Origin of the sequence: Roseicyclus mahoneyensis (genome assembly GCF_003148775.1) — a bacterium.
Taxonomy (GTDB): domain Bacteria; phylum Pseudomonadota; class Alphaproteobacteria; order Rhodobacterales; family Rhodobacteraceae; genus Roseicyclus; species Roseicyclus mahoneyensis.
In genome coordinates this window covers 82,884-102,824 of sequence record NZ_QGGW01000008.1, presented here as the reverse complement: position 1 = coordinate 102,824, position 19,941 = coordinate 82,884, and the positions used below count along the sequence as shown (strand labels likewise).

Sequence of the window (19,941 nt, the reverse complement as noted above, 5' to 3'; positions counted from 1 at the left end):
CCGTTCTCCCGGCGCTTGCGTCGCGCCCTGTTTGGCGCGGGCCGCGGCCGGGTGCAAGACCGCGTGGTCAGCCCACCATCAGCGCATTGGGAATGACGTCGATCCGCCCCGCACCATCGACCAGCGCAACGTCGAAACGCATCGGCGTCAGCGATCCGCGCGCGAAGAACCCAAGCGCCGCCTCCGCGCTGGCCAGCAACCGCCCGATCTGCCGACGCGACAGATGCGCCGCCGCCTCGGCCATGCTGCGCGAGGATTTCACCTCGACGAAAATCGCCTCATCGCCCTTCGACAGCACAAGGTCGATCTCTCCGCCCGGGCCGCGCCAGCGGCGGCAGACCAGCCGGTAGCCTTGTGCGGAATACGCCGACAACACACGATCCTCGGCCGCCTTGCCCGAAAGATACGACACCAGCCCGCTCATGCCTCGTTCCCTTCCTTCAGCGCCAATGCGCGTTGATAGACATCCCGCCGGGGCAGGCCCAGTGCCTCGGCCACCTCTGCAGCGGCATCCTTGACGCGCAGCCGGGCCATCGCCGCGACCAGCGCCGCATCCACATCCGCCGCTTCGGGCACAACCGGCAACGGGCGACCGACGACCAACACGATCTCACCCTTTGGAGCAACATCGCCGATCCCGTCACGCAGGCTGCCAAGCGTACCGCGCCGCACCTCTTCGAATCGCTTGGTCAATTCCCGGCATAGCGCCGCCGGCCGCATCTCGCCCCAGTGGTCGCACAATTCCCCTAACAGTCGGTGAACGCGCTTGGGGCTTTCATAGAGGATGAGTGTTGCCGGAATGCTGCCGATCTCTTCGATCCAGCGGGCGCGCGCGCCGGCCTGAGGCGATGCGAAACCGGCAAAGAGAAACCGGTCCGACGGCAGGCCCGAGACGCTCAAGGCCATGATGGCGGCCGTCGGCCCCGGGGCAGCGCTGACAAGGTGACCGGCCTCGATCGCGGCCCGCGCAAGCTGATACCCGGGATCGGCAACAACCGGCGTGCCCGCCTCGGAGGCATAGGCGACGCTCCGGCCCTCGGCCAGCGCGCGCAGGATGCGGGGGCGGGCCTCGGCCCCGTTGTGGTCGTGATAGGCGATCATCGGCCGGTCACCCAGCCGCAGGCCATGGATCTCCATCAGGTGCCGCAGGGTCCGGGTGTCTTCGGCCACCAGCACCTCGGCGGAGGCCAAGATATCGAGCGCGCGCAAGGTGATGTCGCGCGCGGCACCGATCGGGGTGGAGACGAACCACAATCCCGGGGTCAGTGGCAGCGGGCGGGCGGGGCCGCCGATGTGCTCGGGTGTCTGGTCCATGGGTGGAGTCCTGCCGGCCCATCGCGGTATGCGCGGGCACCGTTTACTTGCCGTAGCGGACGCTCTAGCCTACGAGACCGTATCCGCCAGCGCCCCCACGGAGGTTCGTGTTCCATGTTTTCCGCTTTGCGTGTTTTCTGCAACCCCTTGCGCCTGCTTGCCCTGATGGGTGTGACAGCCGCCCTGTCGGCTTGCCAGGTCGCCGGCCCGGGAACGGGCGCGGGCCCCAGCGTCAGCGGGCAGACGGTGCAGGTCGCGATGCTCCTGCCGGTCAGCTCCAGCCAAGGCGGCGACGCGACCATCGCCCGCAGCCTCGAAAACTCGGCCCGTCTGGCCGCGGCCGAACTGACCGGCGTCACGATCGAGATCACGGTCTACGACACCGCCGGCCAATCCGCGCAGGCGGCATCGGTCGCGCGCGAGGCGGTGCAGGCGGGTGCCGACATCATCATCGGCCCGCTGCGGTCGGATTCCGCGGCGGCCGTAAGTGTCGCGGTGGCCGGATCGAACGTCAATGTTCTGAGTTTCTCGAACAACACAGAGATCGCAGGCGGAAATGTCTTTGTTCTGGGCCATACCTTTCAGAACACGGCGGCCCGCGTGGTCAGCTATGCCGCAGCGCAAGGCCGCAACCGGATCGTGATTGCCCATGCCCAGAACCTGGCAGGCGAGGTCGCGCGCGACGCGGTGCTGCGCGCAGCGCAAGGGTCCGGCGCGACAGTTGTCGCCAGCGTGCCGTATGAATTTTCGCAAAACGGCGTGATCAATGCCGTGCCGCAGATCATGTCGGCCGTACGCGGCAATGCCGCAAACTCGCTGATGCTGACCTCGGACAGCGCGGGTGCCCTGCCTTTCTTTGCGCAGCTTCTGCCCGAAAACGGTCTGGACATCGAAGCGGTGCGGATCATGGGCCTGACGCGCTGGGACACGCCACCGCAGACGCTCGAACTTTCCGGTCTTCAGGGCAGCTGGTTCGCTGTTCCCGATCCGCAGGCCGCCGCCGCCTTCAACGCCCGTTACGAGGCCGCTTACGGCACCCCGCCCCATATCCTCGGCGCGCTGGGATATGATGCGATCCGTGCCGTGGGCGAGACCGCTGCGGCCACAGGCAGGGTTGGTGCGGCGGATCTGACCGCAAGTGCTGGCTTCCAGGGCGCGAACGGGGTATTCCGGTTGCTCACCGATGGCACGAACCAGCGTGCGATGGCCATCGCCCAAGTGACCCAGAACCAGGTGGCCATGATTGACCCCGCCCCAAGACTCCTTGGCGGTCCCGGTCTCTGACCGGAACCCGACCCTTCCCCCGACCCCGTCCGAGCCGGGCGAGCTGATCGCACCGGCAGATGACATCCTTGACCCGGTCGCGCTGCGCGACCGGCTGGACGCGGCCGTTGCGGGTCTGGACGACCCGGGCGCAATCCGGGCCGCAGCCGTGCGCGTGCTGCAAGACGCCCAGACGCGCGGGCGTTGCGCCATCGAGACGGGCATCTCGGCCCATCCCTTGACGGCCCGGCGCATCACGCGCGCCTATACCTACCTGACCGACGGGCTGGTGCAGGCTGTCTTGCATGTTGCGCAGACCCATCTGCACAAGAACCCAATGCCCGGACAAACGGACCGGGTGGCCGTCATGGCCGTCGGTGGCTACGGGCGGGGCGAGATGGCGCCCTTTTCAGATGTCGACCTGTTGTTCGTGACGCCGTGGAAGATCACGCCGCATGTCGAAAGCGTCATCGAATCGGCGCTCTACATGCTGTGGGATCTGCACATGAAGGTCGGCCACGCCTCGCGCACGATCAAGGAATGCCTGCGGCTGGGCAAGCAAGACATCACCATCCGCACCAGTCTGCTGGAAATGCGCTATCTCTGCGGTGCCGAGGCCATCGCCGACGAGCTGCGCAGCGCGCTCCGCGACCAGCTGTTCCGGGGCACGGTCGGCGAATTCATCGAGGCCAAGCTGGAAGAACGCGCCACCCGCCACCGAAAGCAGGGCGGCCAACGCTATGTGCTGGAGCCCAATGTCAAGGAAGGCAAGGGCGGCCTGCGCGACCTGCAGACGCTCTACTGGATCGCGAAATACGAACATGGCGTCGCGCGGGCGGCCGAGCTTGTCGGGCTGGGCGTGTTCACGCACGAGGAATTCGCCGCCTTCGACGCGGCCGAGCGGTTCTTGTGGGCCACGCGCTGCCACCTGCATCTGATCGCCGATCGCGCGCAGGACCAGCTGACCTTCGACAATCAGGTGCAGGTCGCCGAACGGCTGGGCTACGGCGACCATTCGGGCCGCCGCGCGGTCGAACATTTCATGCAGGATTATTTCCGCCACGCCACCCGCGTGGGCGAGTTGACGCGCATCTTCCTGACCGAGCTTGAGGCCCGCCACGTCAAGCAAGAACCCAGCATTCTGGGCTTTTTGCGCGGACGCACCCGGCGCAAGAAACTCAAGGACGGCTATACGCTCAAGCAAAACCGCCTCGCCATCGCCGATGACGCGGTATTCTTTGCGGACAAGCTCAACATATTGCGCCTGTTCGAAGAGGCGCTGCGCACCGGCTACCTGATCCACCCCGACGCAATGCGGGCGCTGACCGCGAACCTGCACCTGATAGACGACGAGATGCGCCGCGACCCCGAGGCCTGCGCGATCTTTCTCGACCTGATGCTGAAACAGGGCAACCCGGAACGCGCGCTGCGCCGCATGAACGAACTGGGCGTTCTGGCGGCCTTCTTGCCGGAATTCGCGCCCATCGTGGCGATGATGCAATTCAACATGTATCACAGCTACACGGTGGACGAGCACACGATTCAGGTGATCTCGACGCTGGCGCAGATCGAGCGGGGCGAGCTTGTCGAGGAATTGCCGGTCGCCTCGAACATCCTCAAGCGCGGGGTGAACCGCAAGATCATCTATGTCGCCTGTCTGCTGCACGATATCGGCAAGGGCCGGAAAGAGGATCATTCCGTCGTCGGCGCCCGCATCGCCCGCAGCGTCGGCCCTCGGCTTGGCCTGAAACAGGCCGAATGCGACACGCTCGAATGGCTCGTGCGCTATCATCTGCTGATGTCGGACATGGCGCAAAAACGCGACATCGCCGACCCCCGCACCGTGCGCGATTTCGCCAAGGCGGTGAAAACGCGCGAACGGCTGGAACTGCTGACCGTGCTGACCGTCTGCGATATCCGCGGCGTGGGCCCCAACACCTGGAACAACTGGAAGGCGACGCTCCTGCGCGGGCTGTTCCGGGCGACGGCCACGGCCCTTGATACGGGCCTTGAGGATCTCAACCGCGAGAAGCTGGAGGGCGAGGCCAAGCGCGCATTGCGCGACGCCTTGGCCAACTGGCCCAAGCCCGATCTCAAGGCCGAGATGGATCGCCACTACGGCCCCTATTGGCAGGGGCTGGATCTTGCCACGCAGGTCACCTTCGCCGAAATGTTGCGCGGCATCGGCGCCGACGAGATCCGCATCGACACCCGCGAAGACCTCGACCGCGACGCAACGCGCGTCTGTTTTGCGCTGAACGACCACCCCGGCATCTTCTCACGGCTGGCGGGCGCGCTGTCGCTGGTGGGCGCGAATGTGGTGGACGCGCGCACCTACACGTCCAAGGACGGCTATGCGACCGCCGTTTTCTGGGTGCAGGACGCCGACGGCAACCCCTACGAGGCGCGCCGTCTGCCCCGTCTGCGTGACATGATCGACAAGACGCTGAAGGGCGAGGTTGTGGCGTCCCGCGCGCTGGAAACCCGCGAAAAGATCAAGAAACGCGAACGCCCCTTCAAGGTACCGACCAACATCACCTTCGACAACGACGGCTCGGAAATCTACACGATCATCGAGGTCGATACCCGCGACCGGCCCGGCCTGCTGTACGACCTGACCAAGACGCTGGCGGCCTCCAACATCTACATATCGTCCGCCGTGATCGCGACCTATGGCGCGCAGGTGGTCGATACCTTCTATGTCAAGGACATGTTCGGACTGAAGCTGCACGCGAAATCCCGGCAAGACGCGTTGGAACGCAAGCTGCGCGACGCCATCGCGCGCGTCGCCGAACGGGCGGGCGCCTGAGGTGGCCAGCGTGGCCCGGCCGATCCGCCTGATCTCGGGGTTCATCACGGTCGGTTTCTGGACGCTGGGCAGCCGCATCCTTGGCTTCGTCCGCGATATCATGATCGCGGCCTTCATGGGCACGGGGCCGGTGGCCGAGGCGTTTTTCGTCGCCTTCTCGCTGCCCAACCTCTTCCGCCGCTTTTTCGCCGAGGGCGCGTTCAACACCGCCTTCGTGCCGATGTTCTCGAAAAAGCTGGAGGGCGACGACAACCCGCTGGGCTTTGCCCGCGACGCCTTTGCGGGGCTGGCCACCGTGCTGATCGTGCTGACGCTGGTGGCACAATTGGCGATGCCGTGGTTCGTGCTGGCCATGGCGGGGGGCTTTGCGGGCGACGTGCGCTTCGAGCTCGCCGTGGGGTTCGGACGCGTGGCCTTCGGCTACATCCTCTTCATCTCGCTGGCGGCGCTGCTGTCGGGCATCCTCAACGCCTCGGGGCGCTTTGCGGCCGCCGCCGCCGCGCCGATCTTGCTCAACCTGATCTTGATCGGGGTGCTGGTTCTGGCCGAAAGTGGGCTGGTGGCAGGCGTCACCATCGCGGTAGACACCGCCGCGCCGGGCGATGACCTGACCGGGCTGCACCACGGCACGCTGCTGGTGTGGGGAATCTTGCTGGCGGGTGTGGCGCAGATGGCGCTGGTCTGGGTCGTGGCCTCTCGCATCGGGTTCCGCCTGACCCCGCGCCTGCCACGCCTGACGCCCGAGATGAAGCAGCTTGCCATCATCATGCTGCCCGCGATGCTGGCGGGCGGCGTGGTACAGATCAACCTTCTGGTCGGCCGTCAGGTCGCCAGCTTTTTCGACGGCGCCATCGTCTGGCTATCGCTTGCGGACCGGCTGTATCAGCTGCCGCTTGGTGTCGTGGGCATCGCCATCGGCGTGGTCCTCTTGCCCGACCTGTCGCGCCGTTTGCGCGCCGATGACGCCAAGGGCGGGCGCGGCGCCCTCAGCCGGGCGGGCGAGATCTGTCTGGCACTGACCGTACCCGCCGCCGTGGCGCTATGCGTGATCCCAACGCCACTGGTATCGGTCCTGTTCGAGCGCGGGGCCTTCGGACCTGACGACACCGTGAACACCGCGCTGGCGCTGGCGGCCTATGGCCTCGGGCTTCCGGCCTTTGTCCTGCAAAAGGTCCTGCAGCCCCTCTATTTCGCGCGCGAGGATACCAAGAGCCCCTTCCGCTTCGCACTGGTCGCCATGGTGGTGAACGCCGTTGTCGCCATCGGCCTGTCCTTTTTCATCGGCTTTGTCGGCGCGGCGCTTGCCACCAGCCTCGCGGCTTGGACGATGGTCTGGCAACTGATGCGCGGAAAACGCGCTATGGGCGAGGTGGCGACGTTCGACGATCGCTACCGGCAACGGGTCGGGCGCATTGTGCTGGCCGCGATGCTGATGGGCGTCGTGCTTGTGGTCATGGCCACCCTGTTGTCGCCACTGCTGGGCACGCCGGGTTGGCGCTATGTGGCCCTCACGATCCTTGTTGCGAGCGGGCTGGTGGCTTACGCCATTACGGGCCAAGCCCTTGGCGCCTTCCGCATTGCCGAATTCCGCGACGCGCTGCGGCGCGGTTAACGCAGCCTCAGCTTGTCGAGAACACGCCGCCAGCCGCCGGGGCTGACCACGAAGGACATCGTGAAGCCTGCGACGAACCCCGACAGGTCGGCCGCGACATTGCCGAACTCGCCTTGGATCACGCCGAACAAAAGCTGGATCGCCAAAAGCGCCCCGATCAGACCAAAAGCGCGGTAGCCCGGTCCACCACGCAGGTGTTCGCGCGTCCAGAGGATGAAGGTGAAGGCCCCGATCAACCCGTAGACGCCGGGATAGCCGCCGACCAGCGGATAGGGGCTGTTCATCAGGGTCACGAACCCCAGCGCGCCCACGATGGCCGATCCAAGGAAAAGGGCGACGAAGGCCAGCGGCGAAAACACCTCGGCCACCATCTTGCCGATGGCAAGGATGAAGACGACCACAAAGGCCGCATGGGCAAAGCCTGTGTGGATCAGCGGATAGGTCACCAGCCGCAGCAGCTCCGAGGCAGGCCAGACGTTGTTGACCCACATGAATCGCCCGATCTCGTCAAAGATGCCGTAATCGCGGATCGCGTTCAGCCGCCAGCCAACGCCCCCCTGCCCGCCCAGAACCCCCGCTGTCGCGGCTTGGAACATCAGTTCCAGCCCGGCGATCACCACCGCCAGCGCCACCACGACGGGGGGCAGAGCATTGAAAGGGGAAACGCTGTGCTTGTCCATCGCGGGCCACCTTCGGTTGACGCCATCTGCCCCCGTGGGTAAGCGATGCGACGGCGCTTGGCCAGAGGGGCCCTTGGCGCGCGACCGACCGGGGATGGACCATGGCACAGACGCAGTTCGCACCGCGCGTATTCTCGGGCATCCAGCCCTCGGGCGGTCTGACACTGGGCAATTACCTCGGCGCGATGAAACGCTTTGTGACCATGCAAGACGCGGGCACGCACCAGACGATCTATTGCATGGTCGACCTGCACGCGATCACCGCCACCTTGCAAGACCCCCAGACGCTCCGCCGCAACACCCGCGAGTTGTGCGCGGGCTTCATCGCGGTCGGCATCGACCCGGAAAAATCCATCCTGTTCAATCAGTCCCAGGTTCCCGAGCACACCCAGCTGGCCTGGATCTTCAATTGCATCGCGCGCATGGGCTGGATGGGTCGCATGACCCAGTGGAAGGACAAGGCGGGCAAGAACGCCGAGGCCGCCTCGCTTGGCCTCTTTGCCTATCCGGCGCTGATGGCCGCCGACATCCTTGTCTATCACGCGACCCATGTGCCGGTGGGTGAGGACCAGAAACAACACCTTGAGCTGACGCGCGACATCGCGGCCAAGTTCAACCACGACTACGGGCAGGAGTTCTTCCCCATCACCGAGCCGGTGATCGAAGGGGCGGCCACCCGCGTGATGAACCTGCAAGACGGCACCAAGAAGATGTCGAAATCCGACCCGTCGGACAAGACGCGCATCAACCTGACCGACAGCGCCGACGAGATCGCGAAAAAGATCCGCAAGGCCAAGACCGACCCCGACGCCCTGCCCGAGGCGCTGTCCGGGCTGGAAACCCGCCCCGAGGCGCGCAACCTCGTGAACATCTACGCGGCGCTGGCCGATATCGCGCCGCAGGCGGTGCTGGACCAGCACGCGGGCGCGCTGTTCGGGCATTTCAAGATCGCACTGGCCGATCTGGCGGTCGAGAAACTGGCCCCCATCACCACCGAGATGTCGCGCCTGATGGATGACCCGGCCGAGATCGACCGCATTCTGGGCCGCGGGGCCGAACGTGCGCGCGACATCGCGGCCCCGATCCTTGCGCAGACCTACGACATCATCGGCATGCTGCGCAGCTGAGGGCTCAGCCCATCCGCACCGCCTCGACCGACAAGATCGTGGGAAGGTGGCGCGCGATCTCCTCCCACGTCTCGCCCGCGTCGTCGCTGGCAAAGACGGACCCGGTGTTGGTGCCGAAATAGACGCCGCCCGCAGGGCTGTCGTCGGTTGCCATCGCCTGCCTGAGCACGGTAAAGAAACACGCCGTTTGCGGCAGGCCATCGCGCTGCGCCGCCCATGTCGCGCCGCCATCGCGCGAGCGCCAGACGGCGGCGCTGGCCTCGGGCGGATAGCGCCCCGCCATGTCGCCATTCAAGGGCAAGGTCCAGATCGTCAGCGGATCATGCGGATGGACCGCGATGGGAAAGCCGAAGGTCGAGGGCAGGCCGTCGGTGACGTCGTCCCAGTGCCGCCCGCCATCGCGCGAGCGCCAGACGCCGTGGTGGTTTTGCTGATACAAAAGGTCCGAGCCGGGCGCGCGCACCATATTGTGCACGCAATGCCCGGTCTCGCCGTCCTTGGGGGCGGCAGGGTGGTCATGCCCCTCGCAGGCGGCGGCATTGGACAGGCGGTTGCGCCGGTCCCAGCTGTGCCCGCCATCCTCCGAGGCAAAGACACCTGCGGCGGAAATCCCCAGCCAGATCTTTCCGGGGTCCTCTGGCGCTGTGACGATCGTGTGCAGCGTCAGGCCGGCCGCGCCCCCGTTCCACTCCTCGCGCCCCGGAAACGTAGCCAGCGCTTCGTTCCGCGCCCATGTCGCGCCGCCATCTTGGCTTTGCAACAAAGTGCCGGGTTTCGCCCCGGCCCAGAGCACGCCATGCGCGTGATGCAGTGACCACACGGAATGCAGCGTGTCACCAAAGGGCGGGGCCACATCCTCCCACCCGATCATCGCGGCGAAATCCGGGTCGTTTGCGGCCCATTGATCCATCTGGCCGGACGACAGCTTGGCAAGCTGCCATGTCGCCCCGCCATCGCCTGACCGCCAGACGCCCGCGCCGAACCAGTCGCCACCGCCGCCTGCCCAGATCCTGCCGGTCGCGGGATCGCCCGCCATGTGATTGATCGTCCAACCATCGCAATGCGGGCCGGAGACGATCCATCGCCCCGCCTCACCGGTCAGGACAAAGGCCCCCTTGGTGGTGCCGACCAACAGATGGACGATGCCGCACATGGTGAGCCTCCCTCGATGCGGAGGGATGTTATCACCGAATCGGCATGATGGAGGCTGAAATCAGTTGCGTGCCCAGATGCGGAAACGCCGCGTACTGATCATCGGGCATGACCGGTTCGCGGACAGGCGTGTAATAGGCCCATACCTCATCGAGCAACCTCAGAGCCGCGTCGGGGTCCAAGGCGTCGTGAAGCGGGTTGTGTACGGTGTGGTGCTCGGGCATCGCAAAACCTCCTGCGGGTTTGTCGTGCCTCCCCTGGAACCACACCTATGCCTGCCCATGTGCTGCGACACCCCCGGATTGCCGCATGCCGCCCATGACCATAGCGCAAGGCGGACCGCGCTACGCCCAAGCCCGAGCATGGGCGGGACATGGTTCATGTCCTCCAAGGCAGATTGCGCCTGAACAGGGCGATGCTGTCCCCCACGGCCCGCGTCGGCCCCATCAGATCGCGGGATCAGTCGGCGCGGTGGTGAGAAAACGCGGGATTGTCAAAGATCGGGCGGTGCACGACCGGGCCGGGCGCGCCCCCGCGCGCGGTCATGACCTCGTGCCAGAGCGCGTCACCATAAGAGAAATGCCACCATTCCTCGGGGTAGTTCACAAGCCCCTGCCCCTCCATCACACCCAGCAAGATCGCGCGGTTGGCAGCCTGTTCGGGTGTGATGTCAGGGGAATGGGTGCGCAGCGGGTTCACGGTTGCGGTAATCTCCGCGAAATCCGCCCATTGGGTGCCCATGTCCAGCGGACCGCCCGCACCCAGGATCGTGACGTCGACCGCGCTACCACATTGGTGGCCCGAGGGGGTATCGACCGGGTCGGCAACGGTGACGCGGGTTGCCCTGCGCAGCGCGCCGATGTCGTCCGGGGCGCTGCGCACGGATGCGATGGCGCCTGCCGGGTCGGTGCCTGCGGACATGGCCGCTTGCACCGCATCCAACGCCGCAAGGCGTGCGAGCTGGGCGAGCCGCGCGTTCCACAAGGCGAATTGCCGGGCCTGCGTACGAAACGCTTCGATCACCAGAAGGGTCATGCCCTCGGGCAACGCTTCTGCGGCCCTGTGCAGACGGCTATGGATATCGGGCAATAGCCAGCGCGCATCGCGGGGCAGATTTTCCGCGATGCGCAGGTGTCGCGTCTGTGTGATCTGGGTCAGGTGAACCGGTGTCATGATGCTCCTGATCCGGCTCTGTCAGTGCTGGCGCTCCACCATCAGCTTCTTGATCTCACTGATTGCCTTGGCCGGGTTCAGGCCCTTGGGGCAGGTCTTGGCGCAGTTCATGATCGTGTGACAGCGGTAGAGCTTGAAGGGATCTTCCAGCTCGTCCAGCCGCTCGCCGGTCGCCTCATCGCGCGAGTCGATGATCCAGCGGTAGGCATGTAACAGGGCCGCCGGCCCAAGGTAGCGGTCGCCGTTCCACCAGTAGGACGGGCAGGATGTCGAGCAACAGGCGCACATCACGCATTCATAAAGCCCGTCAAGCTTGCTGCGATCCTCGATCGACTGGCGCCATTCCTTTTCGGGGCGCTGCGTCTTGGTCTCGAGCCACGGCATGATCGAGGCATGCTGCGCATAGAAATGCGTCAGATCGGGGATCAGATCCTTGATCACCGGCATGTGCGGCAGCGGGTAAATCTTCACGTCGCCCTTGATCTCGTCCATACCGTAGATGCAGGCCAGCGTGTTGATGCCGTCGATGTTCATCGCGCAAGACCCGCAGATCCCCTCGCGGCAGGACCGGCGGAAGGTCAGCGTCGGGTCGATCTCGTTCTTGATCTTGATCAGTGCATCCAGAACCATCGGCCCGCAGGTGTCCATGTCGACCCAATAGGTGTCGACACGGGGGTTTTCACCGTCATCGGGGTTCCAGCGGTAGATCTGGAATTTGCGCAGATTGGTCGCCCCCTCGGGCTTGGGCCACGTCTTGCCCGTACGGATGCGGGAGTTTTTCGGAAGCGCGAGTTCGACCATGCTGCGGTGCCCTGTTCAGTGCCGGTTCAGTATGTGAACCAAGGTATACCGGTTTTTCACCGGGGCCACAGCCACTGCTGCGCCGCATAATGTCGCAACGGGCGGCTCAACGCGGATCGACGAAGGCGCGCAGGATGCGCGTCATCGCCTCGGGCGGGAAACCGCGCGGCGTGACCTCGAACCGCGCCATGCGGCGGGCACGATCCACTGGCGCGCCGAATTCCTCGATCCAGTGGTATTCGGGGCGCTTGTGATAGTCGTCGAACAGGACCGTGACGGGCTTGGTCGCCCGGAGCATCACCGTCAGGAAACACGCGACCCGGAACCGCCCGTCGATCAGCACCACATCGGGCATCTCGAAATCGGGGCGGTCCCAGACGGTCGTGACGTAATCGGGATAGGCTTTGAACCCGCTGGTGTCGGCGGGGCGGCCCCAATCGGCCGTCGGGCCGATGTCGACATGGTGGACATGCGCCGCACGGCCGGGAAAAGCGGCGCTGAGGCTGGACGCGATGCGCGCGGCCCAAGCCGCGTCGCTTTCCACGGTGAAAAGCTTGCGCGCGCCAGCTTCCATCGCAACAAAGGACGACCCGCCGCTGCCGTATTCCAAGACCACATCCGCCTGCGCATAGGCCGCGCGCAGCATCTCGGCGGCCGGGCCGGGCAGGGTCAGCTCAAAGGTCGGCATGGCCTCGACAACCGCCGTCTCCGCGGGGACCACCTCAGTCTCCACCGCTTGCGGCGCGAGCCGCTCGCCAAGGCGTGCCTGCACAAGCGCAAGGGCAGCCGCGACCCCGGCGTCGGTCGCCAGAACCGCCATCCGCTCCGTCACCGCATCGGCCCAGCGCAGGATGGTCGCGTCTTCTACCTCGTTGCGGTTATGGGCCTCGTAGAAATCCTCGGTATGGCGCGCGTTCGCGGCCTCAGCCTGCTTGCGCGCCCAGCCCCGTCCGCGCGCCTGTTTCAGCGCGAAGAACTCCGGTGTGCGCACGATGTAGTGGTTGACCTGCGCCAGCGCATGTCCCGCCTCATGAGCCGCGACCTTGCAGTTCTTCGGACTGTCCGCCCCGTCGAGCCAGCGCGCTGTCACACGTTCGGCCCCATCGAGCGGAGCGCCCGAGGGTGCGATAAACCGCGCCCCACCGCCCGGCACAAGCGCAGGCCGGTAGATGCCATGCAGGCCCAGCCCCGCCACGCCCGGCCCGTGCCTGAACAATGTCTTGACCTCAAGGTTCTTGCGGAACCCCGGACGCGAGGCGCCGGTGAAGGCGTCCGAGATGAACCGCCCCGGAAAGCGCGCGTTGCCACCATCGCCAAAGACGCGCCAGTTGATCAGCGCCCCGTCATGATCCCCCACCACCGCGATCAGGTCGTCGAGCCGCCCGTCCCCAACCCGCACGTTCAGGAATTCATCGGCATCCAGCCACAATACCCAATCGCCATGCGCGATCAGCCCCATCTCGTTGACCAGCTTGGCCGCATTGCCTTGCGGTCGCTTGCCAACCGGCACTTCGTGGGGCAGGTGGCGCAGATGGCCCGCCGCCTGAAGCGCCTGCAACACTTCATGCGTGCCGTCGTCGCAGTCGTTTGAGGCCGCGATGATCGTATCAAATCCGATGACCTGATGATAGGCGACCCATTCCAGCAAAAACGGCGCCTCGTTCCGCACTGCCGTGAAGAGCACCCGCCGACCCTCGGCCTCACCCTCGGCTGCCAGCGTGCCCGCGCGGGTCTGTGCGTTCATCGCCTGCTCTCCTGCCCGGATCGGTCTTGTTGCACCGCAGGATATAGGGGCAAGGCGCCTTTTCAACCGCTATCCCTGCCCCGCGGCTGCAAGCAGGCCGGGGCGTGGCGCGCCGAACACGCGCGCCGGGCGTCACAGGATCAGGGGTCGCGTCGGACCAGCACCGGTCAGGCGGCGGAAACACTGGTCATAGACCACGTAGGGATCGCGCCCGGAGAGGAAATCGCCCGTCACAGTCACGTCGAAGGAACTGACCGCGCGCCCGCCCGATCCAACGCCCAGCCCCACGGTGCCGCGCGGCCGCTCGGCCAAGCGCGCGCGTTCGCTGCAGTCGGCGTAAGCGCGTTCCGGGCTGACGGTGGTGTCGCAGGCGGCAAGCGTCAGCGGCAGGGCCAGCGCGACGAGCAAAGCGCGCATCATCAAAACAGCCCCGCCCTGAGCGAGCCTTCGGCCGCGCAGCGGATCGTCTCGGGCCGCGACAGCACGGTCGACACTGTTTCGGTCGCGGCCTCTGTCCGGCCAAGCGCCACGCCACCGGCAATGGCGACGATCTCCTGCGCGCTGGCGTTGTCGATCACACAATCGGTGATCGGCTGCGCATTCACGCCCGGAAAGCGGCGTTCCACCTCACCGTTCACATAACCGCGCGCCTGTTCGCGCGCGATCTGATCGGCCGCATCCTGCACCGCGACGCAGCCCGCCAGCGGCAGGCCCAGCGCCACGATGCAGGCAACCCGCATCAATAGACGCGCGCCTTTGGCTTGATCCGCTCCAGATCGATGCCGCCCTCGTTGTGACCCATCAGCGGGTTGAGGTGAACCGGCCGATAGCTCAGATCGACTTTTTCGCCGTCGACCGTCGCCAGCGAATGCTTGCGCCATTCCACGTCGTCGCGGTCGGGATAATCCTCGTGCGCATGGGCGCCCCGGCTTTCCTTGCGCGCCTCGGCCGACACGATGGTGGCCATCGCGTTGGGCATCAGGTTGGTCAGCTCCAGCGTTTCCATCAGGTCCGAGTTCCAGATCATCGAGCGATCCGTAACCTTGATGTCATCCATCTTGGAGGCGACGCCGCGCATCTTTTCGACACCTTCGGCCAGCGTCTTGTCCGTGCGGAACACGGCGGCGTCAGCCTGCATCGTGCGCTGCATCTCCAGCCGCAATTCCGCGGTGGAGATATTGCCCGAGGCATGGCGGATATCGTCAAACCGCGAAATCGCATGATCAAGTGAGGCGCGCGGGACATCGGGCACAGCGCCGTCAGGATCGACGATGGTGCCCGCCCGGATCGCGGCGGCCCGACCGAAGACGACAAGGTCGATCAGCGAGTTCGAGCCAAGACGGTTTGCCCCGTGAACCGATGCGCAGCCGGCCTCGCCCACGGCCATCAGGCCGGGCACGATGCGGTCGGGGTCGCTGGCGGTGGGGTTCAGAACCTCGCCCCAGTAATTCGTGGGGATGCCGCCCATGTTGTAATGAACGGTCGGCAGAACCGGGATCGGCTCGCGCGTCAGATCGACACCCGCAAAGATCCGCGCCGACTCGGAAATGCCCGGAAGCCGCAGGTCGAGCGTCTCCTTGGGCAGGTGGTTGAGGTGGAGGTGGATATGGTCCTTGTTCGGGCCCACGCCACGGCCCTCGCGGATCTCGATGGTCATGCAGCGGCTCACCACGTCGCGTGACGCCAGATCCTTGTAGGTCGGCGCGTAGCGTTCCATGAACCGCTCACCCTCGGAATTGGTGAGATAGCCGCCCTCGCCCCGCGCGCCTTCGGTGATCAGGCAACCCGCGCCGAAAATGCCGGTAGGGTGGAACTGCACGAATTCCATATCTTGCAGCGGCAGGCCCTGCCGTGCGACCATGCCGCCGCCATCGCCCGTGCAGGTATGCGCCGAGGTGGCCGAGAAATAGGCCCGGCCATAGCCGCCGGTCGCCAGCACCACCATCTTGGCGCGGAACACATGCATCGTGCCATCGTCAAGCTTCCACGCCACAACGCCGACACACTGGCCTTCGTCGTTCATCAAAAGATCGGTGGCGAAATACTCGATGTAGAATTCCGCGTTGTTCTTGAGCGACTGCCCGTAAAGCGTGTGCAGCATCGCGTGGCCGGTGCGGTCGGCGGCGGCACAGGTGCGCTGCACCGGGGGGCCTTCGCCGAATTGGGTGGTGTGTCCGCCGAAGGGGCGCTGGTAGATCTTGCCATCCTCGGTGCGCGAGAACGGCACGCCGTAATGTTCCAGCTCGTAAACCGCCTTGGGCGCTTCACGCGCAAGGTATTCCATCGCGTCGGTATCGCCCAGCCAGTCCGACCCCTTGACGGTGTCGTACATGTGCCAGTGCCAATGGTCTGGCCCCATGTTGCTGAGGCTGGCCGCGATGCCGCCCTGTGCCGCCACCGTGTGCGAGCGGGTCGGGAAGACCTTGGTGATGCAAGCGGTCTTGAGGCCCTGTTCGGCCATGCCCAGCGTGGCGCGCAGGCCCGCGCCGCCGGCACCGACCACGACAACGTCGTAGCTGTGGGTATTGAGGTCGTAGCTGGGGGAAACGGTATCTTTCATCTGATCCTCAAAGTGCAATCTGCGCCAGCGCCACAACCCCGCCCGCGGCCAGCGCGTAGCACAGGATGGTGGTCACGATCAGGCCGATCTTGCGGCCAAGGCCGCGCAGGTAATCCTCGACCAGCACCTGCATGCCCAGTCGCATATGGTGCAGTCCGACGACAAGGAAAGCGCCCACGATCAACGCAGGTATCGGGCGCGACAGGCTGGCCACCACCGCCTCATGCGGCTGGCCCAGCAGGCCACCCACGATCCACAGGAAAAACGGCGTCAGGATCAGCAGCGCGACCGAGGTGACGGTCATCGCCCAGTGATGTTCGGTGCCGCTCTTGGCGGAGCCAAGGCCGGTCACGCGCTTGCGGTCGGTCACATAGGCCATCTTGCCCTCCATCAGATCACGACCACGGTCAGCGCGGTCAGCACGACCGACCCGATGATCATGCCCCAGCCCAGCTTGTCGGACGTCTCGACATCCAGCGCGCGACCCGTGTCCCAGATCAGGTGCCGCACGCCGCCCAGCGCGTGGTACCACAGCGCCAGAACCGACAGCGTCATCACGATGTCACCAAGGACCGAGGTCATCAGACCGTCGATGGTATCGAAATAGGCAGCACCCGAGGCCGCCGCCATCAGCCACCACACGACGAGGATCGCGCCCACGATCAACCCGTTGCCGGTGATGCGTACGAAGATTGAAGTGATGGAGTTCAGCTGCGGGCGGTAGATCGTCAGATGCGGGGAAAGCGGCCGGTTTCCCCGGTTCACGTCGGCCATGGCTTGGACCCTTCCGGTTGTTCTCAAAGGTCTGGCGGTTGTCTTGTGCGATGCATAGCGCGTTTTGCCGCGCTGTCACCAGCAAGCGTCGCGGATTCGCTGCGTGATCTTGGGTCCAAACGCCGCAGATCAGAGCTTTGTGATCACAGCCTTGAAATCCGTGATCACAAAATGTAGGCATCACGATCAGACAGGCATCAAGGCCCAGTAGTCGAGGTCGAGCAGCACATGCGGCAGGTATTTGCCCGCCGCATCCTTCAACGCGCCTGCTCGTCCGTCCTCGTTCACCGCAACCAGCCGCAATCGGATCGCCCCCACCCCCGGCGCTGCCGTCGGCGCGGTCGCAAGCACCTCGGACCATGCCCTCAGGGTGTCGCCCGCGAAACAGGGATTGGCGTGGCTGCCGCCATTGATCGCCGCGATCATCTGCGCATTGGCCAGCCCGTTGAAACTGAGCGCGCGGGCCATCGACATGACGTGGCCCCCATAGATCAGCCGCCGCCGATCGGCGCGGGGCGTCACGTCGAAATGGGTCTTCGACGTGTTTTGCCACAGCCGCGTGGCCATCATGTGCTCGGCTTCCTCGATCGTCACGCCATCGACATGGTCGATCACCTCGCCCACCGCGTAATCGCCCAAGCGGTGGCGTTCACCGGCCAAAGTCAGGTCGTAATGGGTGAAATCCAAACCCTCGGGCAAGATCAGCGTCGCAGGGTCGACGACGGATGCCAAATCCGGCACCACAGGATCGGGCGCCGCCGCCCCTTCGTCGCGCTTGCGCACCATCACCCAGCGGACATAATCCAGCACGACAGAGCCATGCTGGTTGCGCCCTTCGGTGCGGACATAGACCACCCCGGTCTTGCCGTTGGAATTCTGCTTGAGGCCGATCACCTGCGACGTGGCCTGCAGCGTGTCGCCCGGATAGACCGGCTGGTGAAACCGCCCCTCCGCATAGCCCAGATTGGCCACCGCGTTCAGCGAGATGTCGGGAACCGATTTCCCGAACACCGTGTGAAAGGTGATCATGTCATCGACAGGGCTGGTAGGCAGCCCGCAGGTCCGCGCGAATTCATCCGAGGAATAGAGCGCATGCCGCGCCGGATAAAGCGCATGGTAAAGCGCCCGCTCGCCCCCTGACACGGTGCGCGGCACCGCGTGTTCGATCACCTCGCCCAGCCGGTAATCCTCGAAAAACCGGCCGGGATTGGTCTTGGTGGCATGTCCAATATCCTTGGCCATGCTATTGCGCGCCCAGCTTCATGTCGGGGCTGTAGGCCGCGTCGATCTCCTTGGTCACGGCCTGCCCGCAACGCATCACGCCGCGGGCCGCGTCAAAGGACATCACCGGGTCGCCGTGCAGCACCCAGCCCTTCGACAGCGCCTCGGACACCTTGTGGCAGAAGGCCGAGGTGTCATCCTCGGTCAGCAGGCGATAGATCTTCATGGATGCCTCACGCAGGGAAAGGGTAATAGCCAAGCCAGGTGTGGATGGCCGCGACGATGCCATAAAGGACAAGGCCCACACCAAAGGCGATCGCGTCGTTCTTGACGCTGACATTGGCGGGCCGGTCCCAGCTGCGGTTCGCCCGGTTGATCAGGATGACCGACACGACAGCCCATGCCAGCATGCCGCCAAACAAGATCACCGAGGCCAGATCGCCGTTCACCAGCAGATGCGCGACCGCCCATGCCTTGACGCCGGTCAACTGCTTGTGGCGCACCTTTGCCGCCATGGTCCCGTTGATCGAGGACAGCGCAAAGAACCAAAAGCCGATCAGCACCAGCAGATTGGCGATATGGGTCATGAAGGCGGGCGGGAACCAAAGGTTCACCACGTCCGCGCTGCGGTAGCCCACCACCATCAGCACGATGCCAGCGAGCATGGCGAGAGCCAGGACGCCCTTGCCCTTGTCGCCCCATGCGGCGCGTTTTTCAGGCACCAGCCGCTTGACCCAATGCCCGCCCGCGAACAGTGCGATCCCGAGGATCAGTAGAATGTAGCCCATCACGCAGCCTCCTGCCGTGCTATGGCGTCTGCCTTGGCCAGCGTGGCACGCGCCGTGTCGACATGCAGATTTTCCACGATCTGCCCGTCGACCACCGCCACCGCCTGACCTTGGGCCGTCGCCGCCTCGAATGCCGCGATCTGGCGGCGGGCAAGGTCTATCTCGGCTTGGCTCGGGGCGAAAGCGGTGTTGGCGATGGCGATCTGAGACGGGTGGATCAGGGTCTTGCCGTCAAAGCCGAAATCGCGCCCCTCGGCACATTCGACCGCCAGCCCTTCCTCATCCCGAAAGGCGTTGTAGACCCCGTCGATGCAGAGGATGCCCGCGGCCCGCGCCGCCAGCAGACAGTGTTGCAACGCCATGTGCATCGCGCCCCGCGTGCGGCAGCCCAGTTCCTTGGCCAGATCATTGGTGCCCATCACAAAGCCCGTCATGCGCGGCGCGCGCGCGATCTCGGCCGCGTTCAAGATGCCCATGGGCGTCTCCATCATCGCCCAGATCTGCGTGTTCCGTGTCGCGGCCGCCCCGTGCAGACGCGCGGCCAGCGCCGCGACCTCGGTCACCGAGCCGACCTTGGGCAGCAAGATCGCCTGCGGGCCGATGGCCATGACGGCGCTCAGGTCATCCTCGCCCCATGGCGTGTCGAGCCCATTGATCCGCACCATCAACGCCCTGTTGCCGAATCCTCCCTCGGTCAGCCGCGCGGTCAGCAGATCGCGCGCATGGGCCTTTTCCTCGACGGCAACCGCATCCTCGAGGTCGAAGATGATCGCATCTGCGGCAAGGCCCTTGGCCTTTTCGATCGCCCGGTCCTTGGACGCGGGAATGTAGAGGACCGATCGGTAGGGTCGCGCGCGGATTTCGAGGGTGTCCAAGGGCCATCTCCTTGCAGGTGCGGGGGGCGTCTGGACGCCTGAGGGACC

21 protein-coding genes are annotated in these 19,941 nt (G+C 65.5%); 4 read left to right on the top strand and 17 right to left on the bottom strand.

Translation table 11 applies throughout. The annotated features are described in order from the left end of the window. Positions 1-67 precede the first annotated feature (67 nt). Positions 68-424: a YraN family protein gene (locus C7455_RS15395; RefSeq protein WP_109669707.1), complete on the bottom strand. Its 357-nt coding sequence runs from the start codon at positions 422-424 to the stop codon at positions 68-70. Further along, complete coding sequence (gene rsmI / locus C7455_RS15390; RefSeq protein WP_109669705.1) at positions 421-1,314, bottom strand: 16S rRNA (cytidine(1402)-2'-O)-methyltransferase; 894 nt, start codon at positions 1,312-1,314, stop codon at positions 421-423. The genes C7455_RS15395 and rsmI overlap by 4 nt, the downstream gene beginning before the upstream one ends. Positions 1,315-1,479: 165 nt before the next feature. Here rsmI and C7455_RS15385 point away from each other — a divergent pair, with 165 nt between their 5' ends. Genes C7455_RS15385 through murJ form a run of 3 tightly spaced genes read left to right on the top strand, consistent with a single transcriptional unit; the run spans position 1,480 to position 6,998 of the window. Beyond that, positions 1,480-2,598 (top strand): penicillin-binding protein activator, encoded by a 1,119-nt coding sequence (locus C7455_RS15385; RefSeq protein ID WP_245904364.1) that lies wholly within the window; start codon positions 1,480-1,482, stop codon positions 2,596-2,598. Then, positions 2,558-5,386: a [protein-PII] uridylyltransferase gene (locus tag C7455_RS15380; RefSeq protein WP_425450650.1), complete on the top strand. Its 2,829-nt coding sequence runs from the start codon at positions 2,558-2,560 to the stop codon at positions 5,384-5,386. The genes C7455_RS15385 and C7455_RS15380 overlap by 41 nt, the downstream gene beginning before the upstream one ends. Positions 5,387-5,396: 10 nt before the next feature. Continuing rightward, positions 5,397-6,998: a murein biosynthesis integral membrane protein MurJ gene (murJ, locus tag C7455_RS15375; protein WP_109669842.1), complete on the top strand. Its 1,602-nt coding sequence runs from the start codon at positions 5,397-5,399 to the stop codon at positions 6,996-6,998. On the opposite strand, the gene C7455_RS15370 is transcribed toward murJ, so the two are convergent. After that, positions 6,995-7,678, bottom strand: coding sequence for a rhomboid family intramembrane serine protease (locus tag C7455_RS15370; RefSeq protein WP_109669701.1), 684 nt, complete (start codon positions 7,676-7,678; stop codon positions 6,995-6,997). The genes murJ and C7455_RS15370 overlap by 4 nt on opposite strands. Positions 7,679-7,779: 101 nt before the next feature. Between C7455_RS15370 and trpS the strand changes: the two genes are divergently transcribed. Beyond that, positions 7,780-8,805, top strand: a complete 1,026-nt coding sequence (gene trpS / locus C7455_RS15365) for a tryptophan--tRNA ligase (protein WP_109669700.1) — start codon at positions 7,780-7,782, stop codon at positions 8,803-8,805. Between the two features lie 4 nt (positions 8,806-8,809). Here trpS and C7455_RS15360 read toward each other — a convergent pair whose 3' ends face one another. From C7455_RS15360 to C7455_RS15295, 14 genes are all read right to left on the bottom strand, one after another. Further along, complete coding sequence (locus C7455_RS15360; protein WP_109669698.1) at positions 8,810-9,958, bottom strand: sialidase family protein; 1,149 nt, start codon at positions 9,956-9,958, stop codon at positions 8,810-8,812. Between the two features lie 31 nt (positions 9,959-9,989). Beyond that, positions 9,990-10,181, bottom strand: a complete 192-nt coding sequence (locus tag C7455_RS15355; RefSeq protein ID WP_109669697.1) for a hypothetical protein — start codon at positions 10,179-10,181, stop codon at positions 9,990-9,992. 235 nt (positions 10,182-10,416) lie between these two features. Further along, positions 10,417-11,130 (bottom strand): M15 family metallopeptidase, encoded by a 714-nt coding sequence (locus tag C7455_RS15350; RefSeq protein WP_109669695.1) that lies wholly within the window; start codon positions 11,128-11,130, stop codon positions 10,417-10,419. Between the two features lie 21 nt (positions 11,131-11,151). Beyond that, positions 11,152-11,931, bottom strand: a complete 780-nt coding sequence (locus C7455_RS15345; protein WP_109669694.1) for a succinate dehydrogenase iron-sulfur subunit — start codon at positions 11,929-11,931, stop codon at positions 11,152-11,154. 106 nt (positions 11,932-12,037) lie between these two features. Then, complete coding sequence (locus C7455_RS15340; RefSeq protein WP_109669692.1) at positions 12,038-13,675, bottom strand: glycosyltransferase family 2 protein; 1,638 nt, start codon at positions 13,673-13,675, stop codon at positions 12,038-12,040. A gap of 132 nt (positions 13,676-13,807) precedes the next feature. Then, positions 13,808-14,095: a hypothetical protein gene (locus C7455_RS15335; protein ID WP_245904363.1), complete on the bottom strand. Its 288-nt coding sequence runs from the start codon at positions 14,093-14,095 to the stop codon at positions 13,808-13,810. Beyond that, positions 14,095-14,415: a succinate dehydrogenase gene (locus C7455_RS15330; RefSeq protein ID WP_109669691.1), complete on the bottom strand. Its 321-nt coding sequence runs from the start codon at positions 14,413-14,415 to the stop codon at positions 14,095-14,097. Before C7455_RS15330 ends, C7455_RS15335 begins: the two co-directional genes overlap by 1 nt. Next, positions 14,415-16,235 (bottom strand): succinate dehydrogenase flavoprotein subunit, encoded by a 1,821-nt coding sequence (gene sdhA, locus C7455_RS15325; RefSeq protein WP_109669689.1) that lies wholly within the window; start codon positions 16,233-16,235, stop codon positions 14,415-14,417. The genes C7455_RS15330 and sdhA overlap by 1 nt, the downstream gene beginning before the upstream one ends. 7 nt (positions 16,236-16,242) lie before the next feature. Next, positions 16,243-16,614: a succinate dehydrogenase, hydrophobic membrane anchor protein gene (sdhD, locus tag C7455_RS15320; RefSeq protein ID WP_109669839.1), complete on the bottom strand. Its 372-nt coding sequence runs from the start codon at positions 16,612-16,614 to the stop codon at positions 16,243-16,245. Between the two features lie 11 nt (positions 16,615-16,625). After that, entirely contained in the window at positions 16,626-17,009 is a 384-nt protein-coding gene (sdhC, locus tag C7455_RS15315; protein ID WP_109669687.1) for a succinate dehydrogenase, cytochrome b556 subunit, read from the bottom strand. A gap of 186 nt (positions 17,010-17,195) precedes the next feature. Then, entirely contained in the window at positions 17,196-18,251 is a 1,056-nt protein-coding gene (locus tag C7455_RS15310; protein WP_109669686.1) for a MaoC family dehydratase, read from the bottom strand. Between the two features lies 1 nt (position 18,252). Beyond that, positions 18,253-18,456, bottom strand: a complete 204-nt coding sequence (locus C7455_RS15305) for a DUF1737 domain-containing protein (RefSeq protein WP_109669684.1) — start codon at positions 18,454-18,456, stop codon at positions 18,253-18,255. A 7-nt stretch (positions 18,457-18,463) separates the two neighbouring features. Continuing rightward, complete coding sequence (locus C7455_RS15300; RefSeq protein WP_109669682.1) at positions 18,464-19,018, bottom strand: NnrU family protein; 555 nt, start codon at positions 19,016-19,018, stop codon at positions 18,464-18,466. After that, positions 19,018-19,893: an HpcH/HpaI aldolase/citrate lyase family protein gene (locus tag C7455_RS15295; protein ID WP_245904362.1), complete on the bottom strand. Its 876-nt coding sequence runs from the start codon at positions 19,891-19,893 to the stop codon at positions 19,018-19,020. The genes C7455_RS15300 and C7455_RS15295 overlap by 1 nt, the downstream gene beginning before the upstream one ends. Between the last annotated feature and the right edge of the window lie 48 nt (positions 19,894-19,941).

Coding starts and splice junctions, on each gene's coding strand:
- C7455_RS15395 (WP_109669707.1), bottom strand. CDS start 424: ATGAGCGGGCTGGTGTCGTATCTTTCGGGCAAGGCGGCCGAGGATCGT.
- rsmI (WP_109669705.1), bottom strand. CDS start 1,314: ATGGACCAGACACCCGAGCACATCGGCGGCCCCGCCCGCCCGCTGCCA.
- C7455_RS15385 (WP_245904364.1), top strand. CDS start 1,480: ATGGGTGTGACAGCCGCCCTGTCGGCTTGCCAGGTCGCCGGCCCGGGA.
- C7455_RS15370 (WP_109669701.1), bottom strand. CDS start 7,678: ATGGACAAGCACAGCGTTTCCCCTTTCAATGCTCTGCCCCCCGTCGTG.
- trpS (WP_109669700.1), top strand. CDS start 7,780: ATGGCACAGACGCAGTTCGCACCGCGCGTATTCTCGGGCATCCAGCCC.
- C7455_RS15360 (WP_109669698.1), bottom strand. CDS start 9,958: ATGTGCGGCATCGTCCATCTGTTGGTCGGCACCACCAAGGGGGCCTTT.
- C7455_RS15355 (WP_109669697.1), bottom strand. CDS start 10,181: ATGCCCGAGCACCACACCGTACACAACCCGCTTCACGACGCCTTGGAC.
- C7455_RS15350 (WP_109669695.1), bottom strand. CDS start 11,130: ATGACACCGGTTCACCTGACCCAGATCACACAGACGCGACACCTGCGC.
- C7455_RS15345 (WP_109669694.1), bottom strand. CDS start 11,931: ATGGTCGAACTCGCGCTTCCGAAAAACTCCCGCATCCGTACGGGCAAG.
- C7455_RS15340 (WP_109669692.1), bottom strand. CDS start 13,675: ATGAACGCACAGACCCGCGCGGGCACGCTGGCAGCCGAGGGTGAGGCC.
- C7455_RS15335 (WP_245904363.1), bottom strand. CDS start 14,095: ATGATGCGCGCTTTGCTCGTCGCGCTGGCCCTGCCGCTGACGCTTGCC.
- C7455_RS15330 (WP_109669691.1), bottom strand. CDS start 14,415: ATGCGGGTTGCCTGCATCGTGGCGCTGGGCCTGCCGCTGGCGGGCTGC.
- sdhA (WP_109669689.1), bottom strand. CDS start 16,235: ATGAAAGATACCGTTTCCCCCAGCTACGACCTCAATACCCACAGCTAC.
- sdhD (WP_109669839.1), bottom strand. CDS start 16,614: ATGGCCTATGTGACCGACCGCAAGCGCGTGACCGGCCTTGGCTCCGCC.
- sdhC (WP_109669687.1), bottom strand. CDS start 17,009: ATGGCCGACGTGAACCGGGGAAACCGGCCGCTTTCCCCGCATCTGACG.
- C7455_RS15310 (WP_109669686.1), bottom strand. CDS start 18,251: ATGGCCAAGGATATTGGACATGCCACCAAGACCAATCCCGGCCGGTTT.
- C7455_RS15305 (WP_109669684.1), bottom strand. CDS start 18,456: ATGAAGATCTATCGCCTGCTGACCGAGGATGACACCTCGGCCTTCTGC.
- C7455_RS15300 (WP_109669682.1), bottom strand. CDS start 19,018: ATGGGCTACATTCTACTGATCCTCGGGATCGCACTGTTCGCGGGCGGG.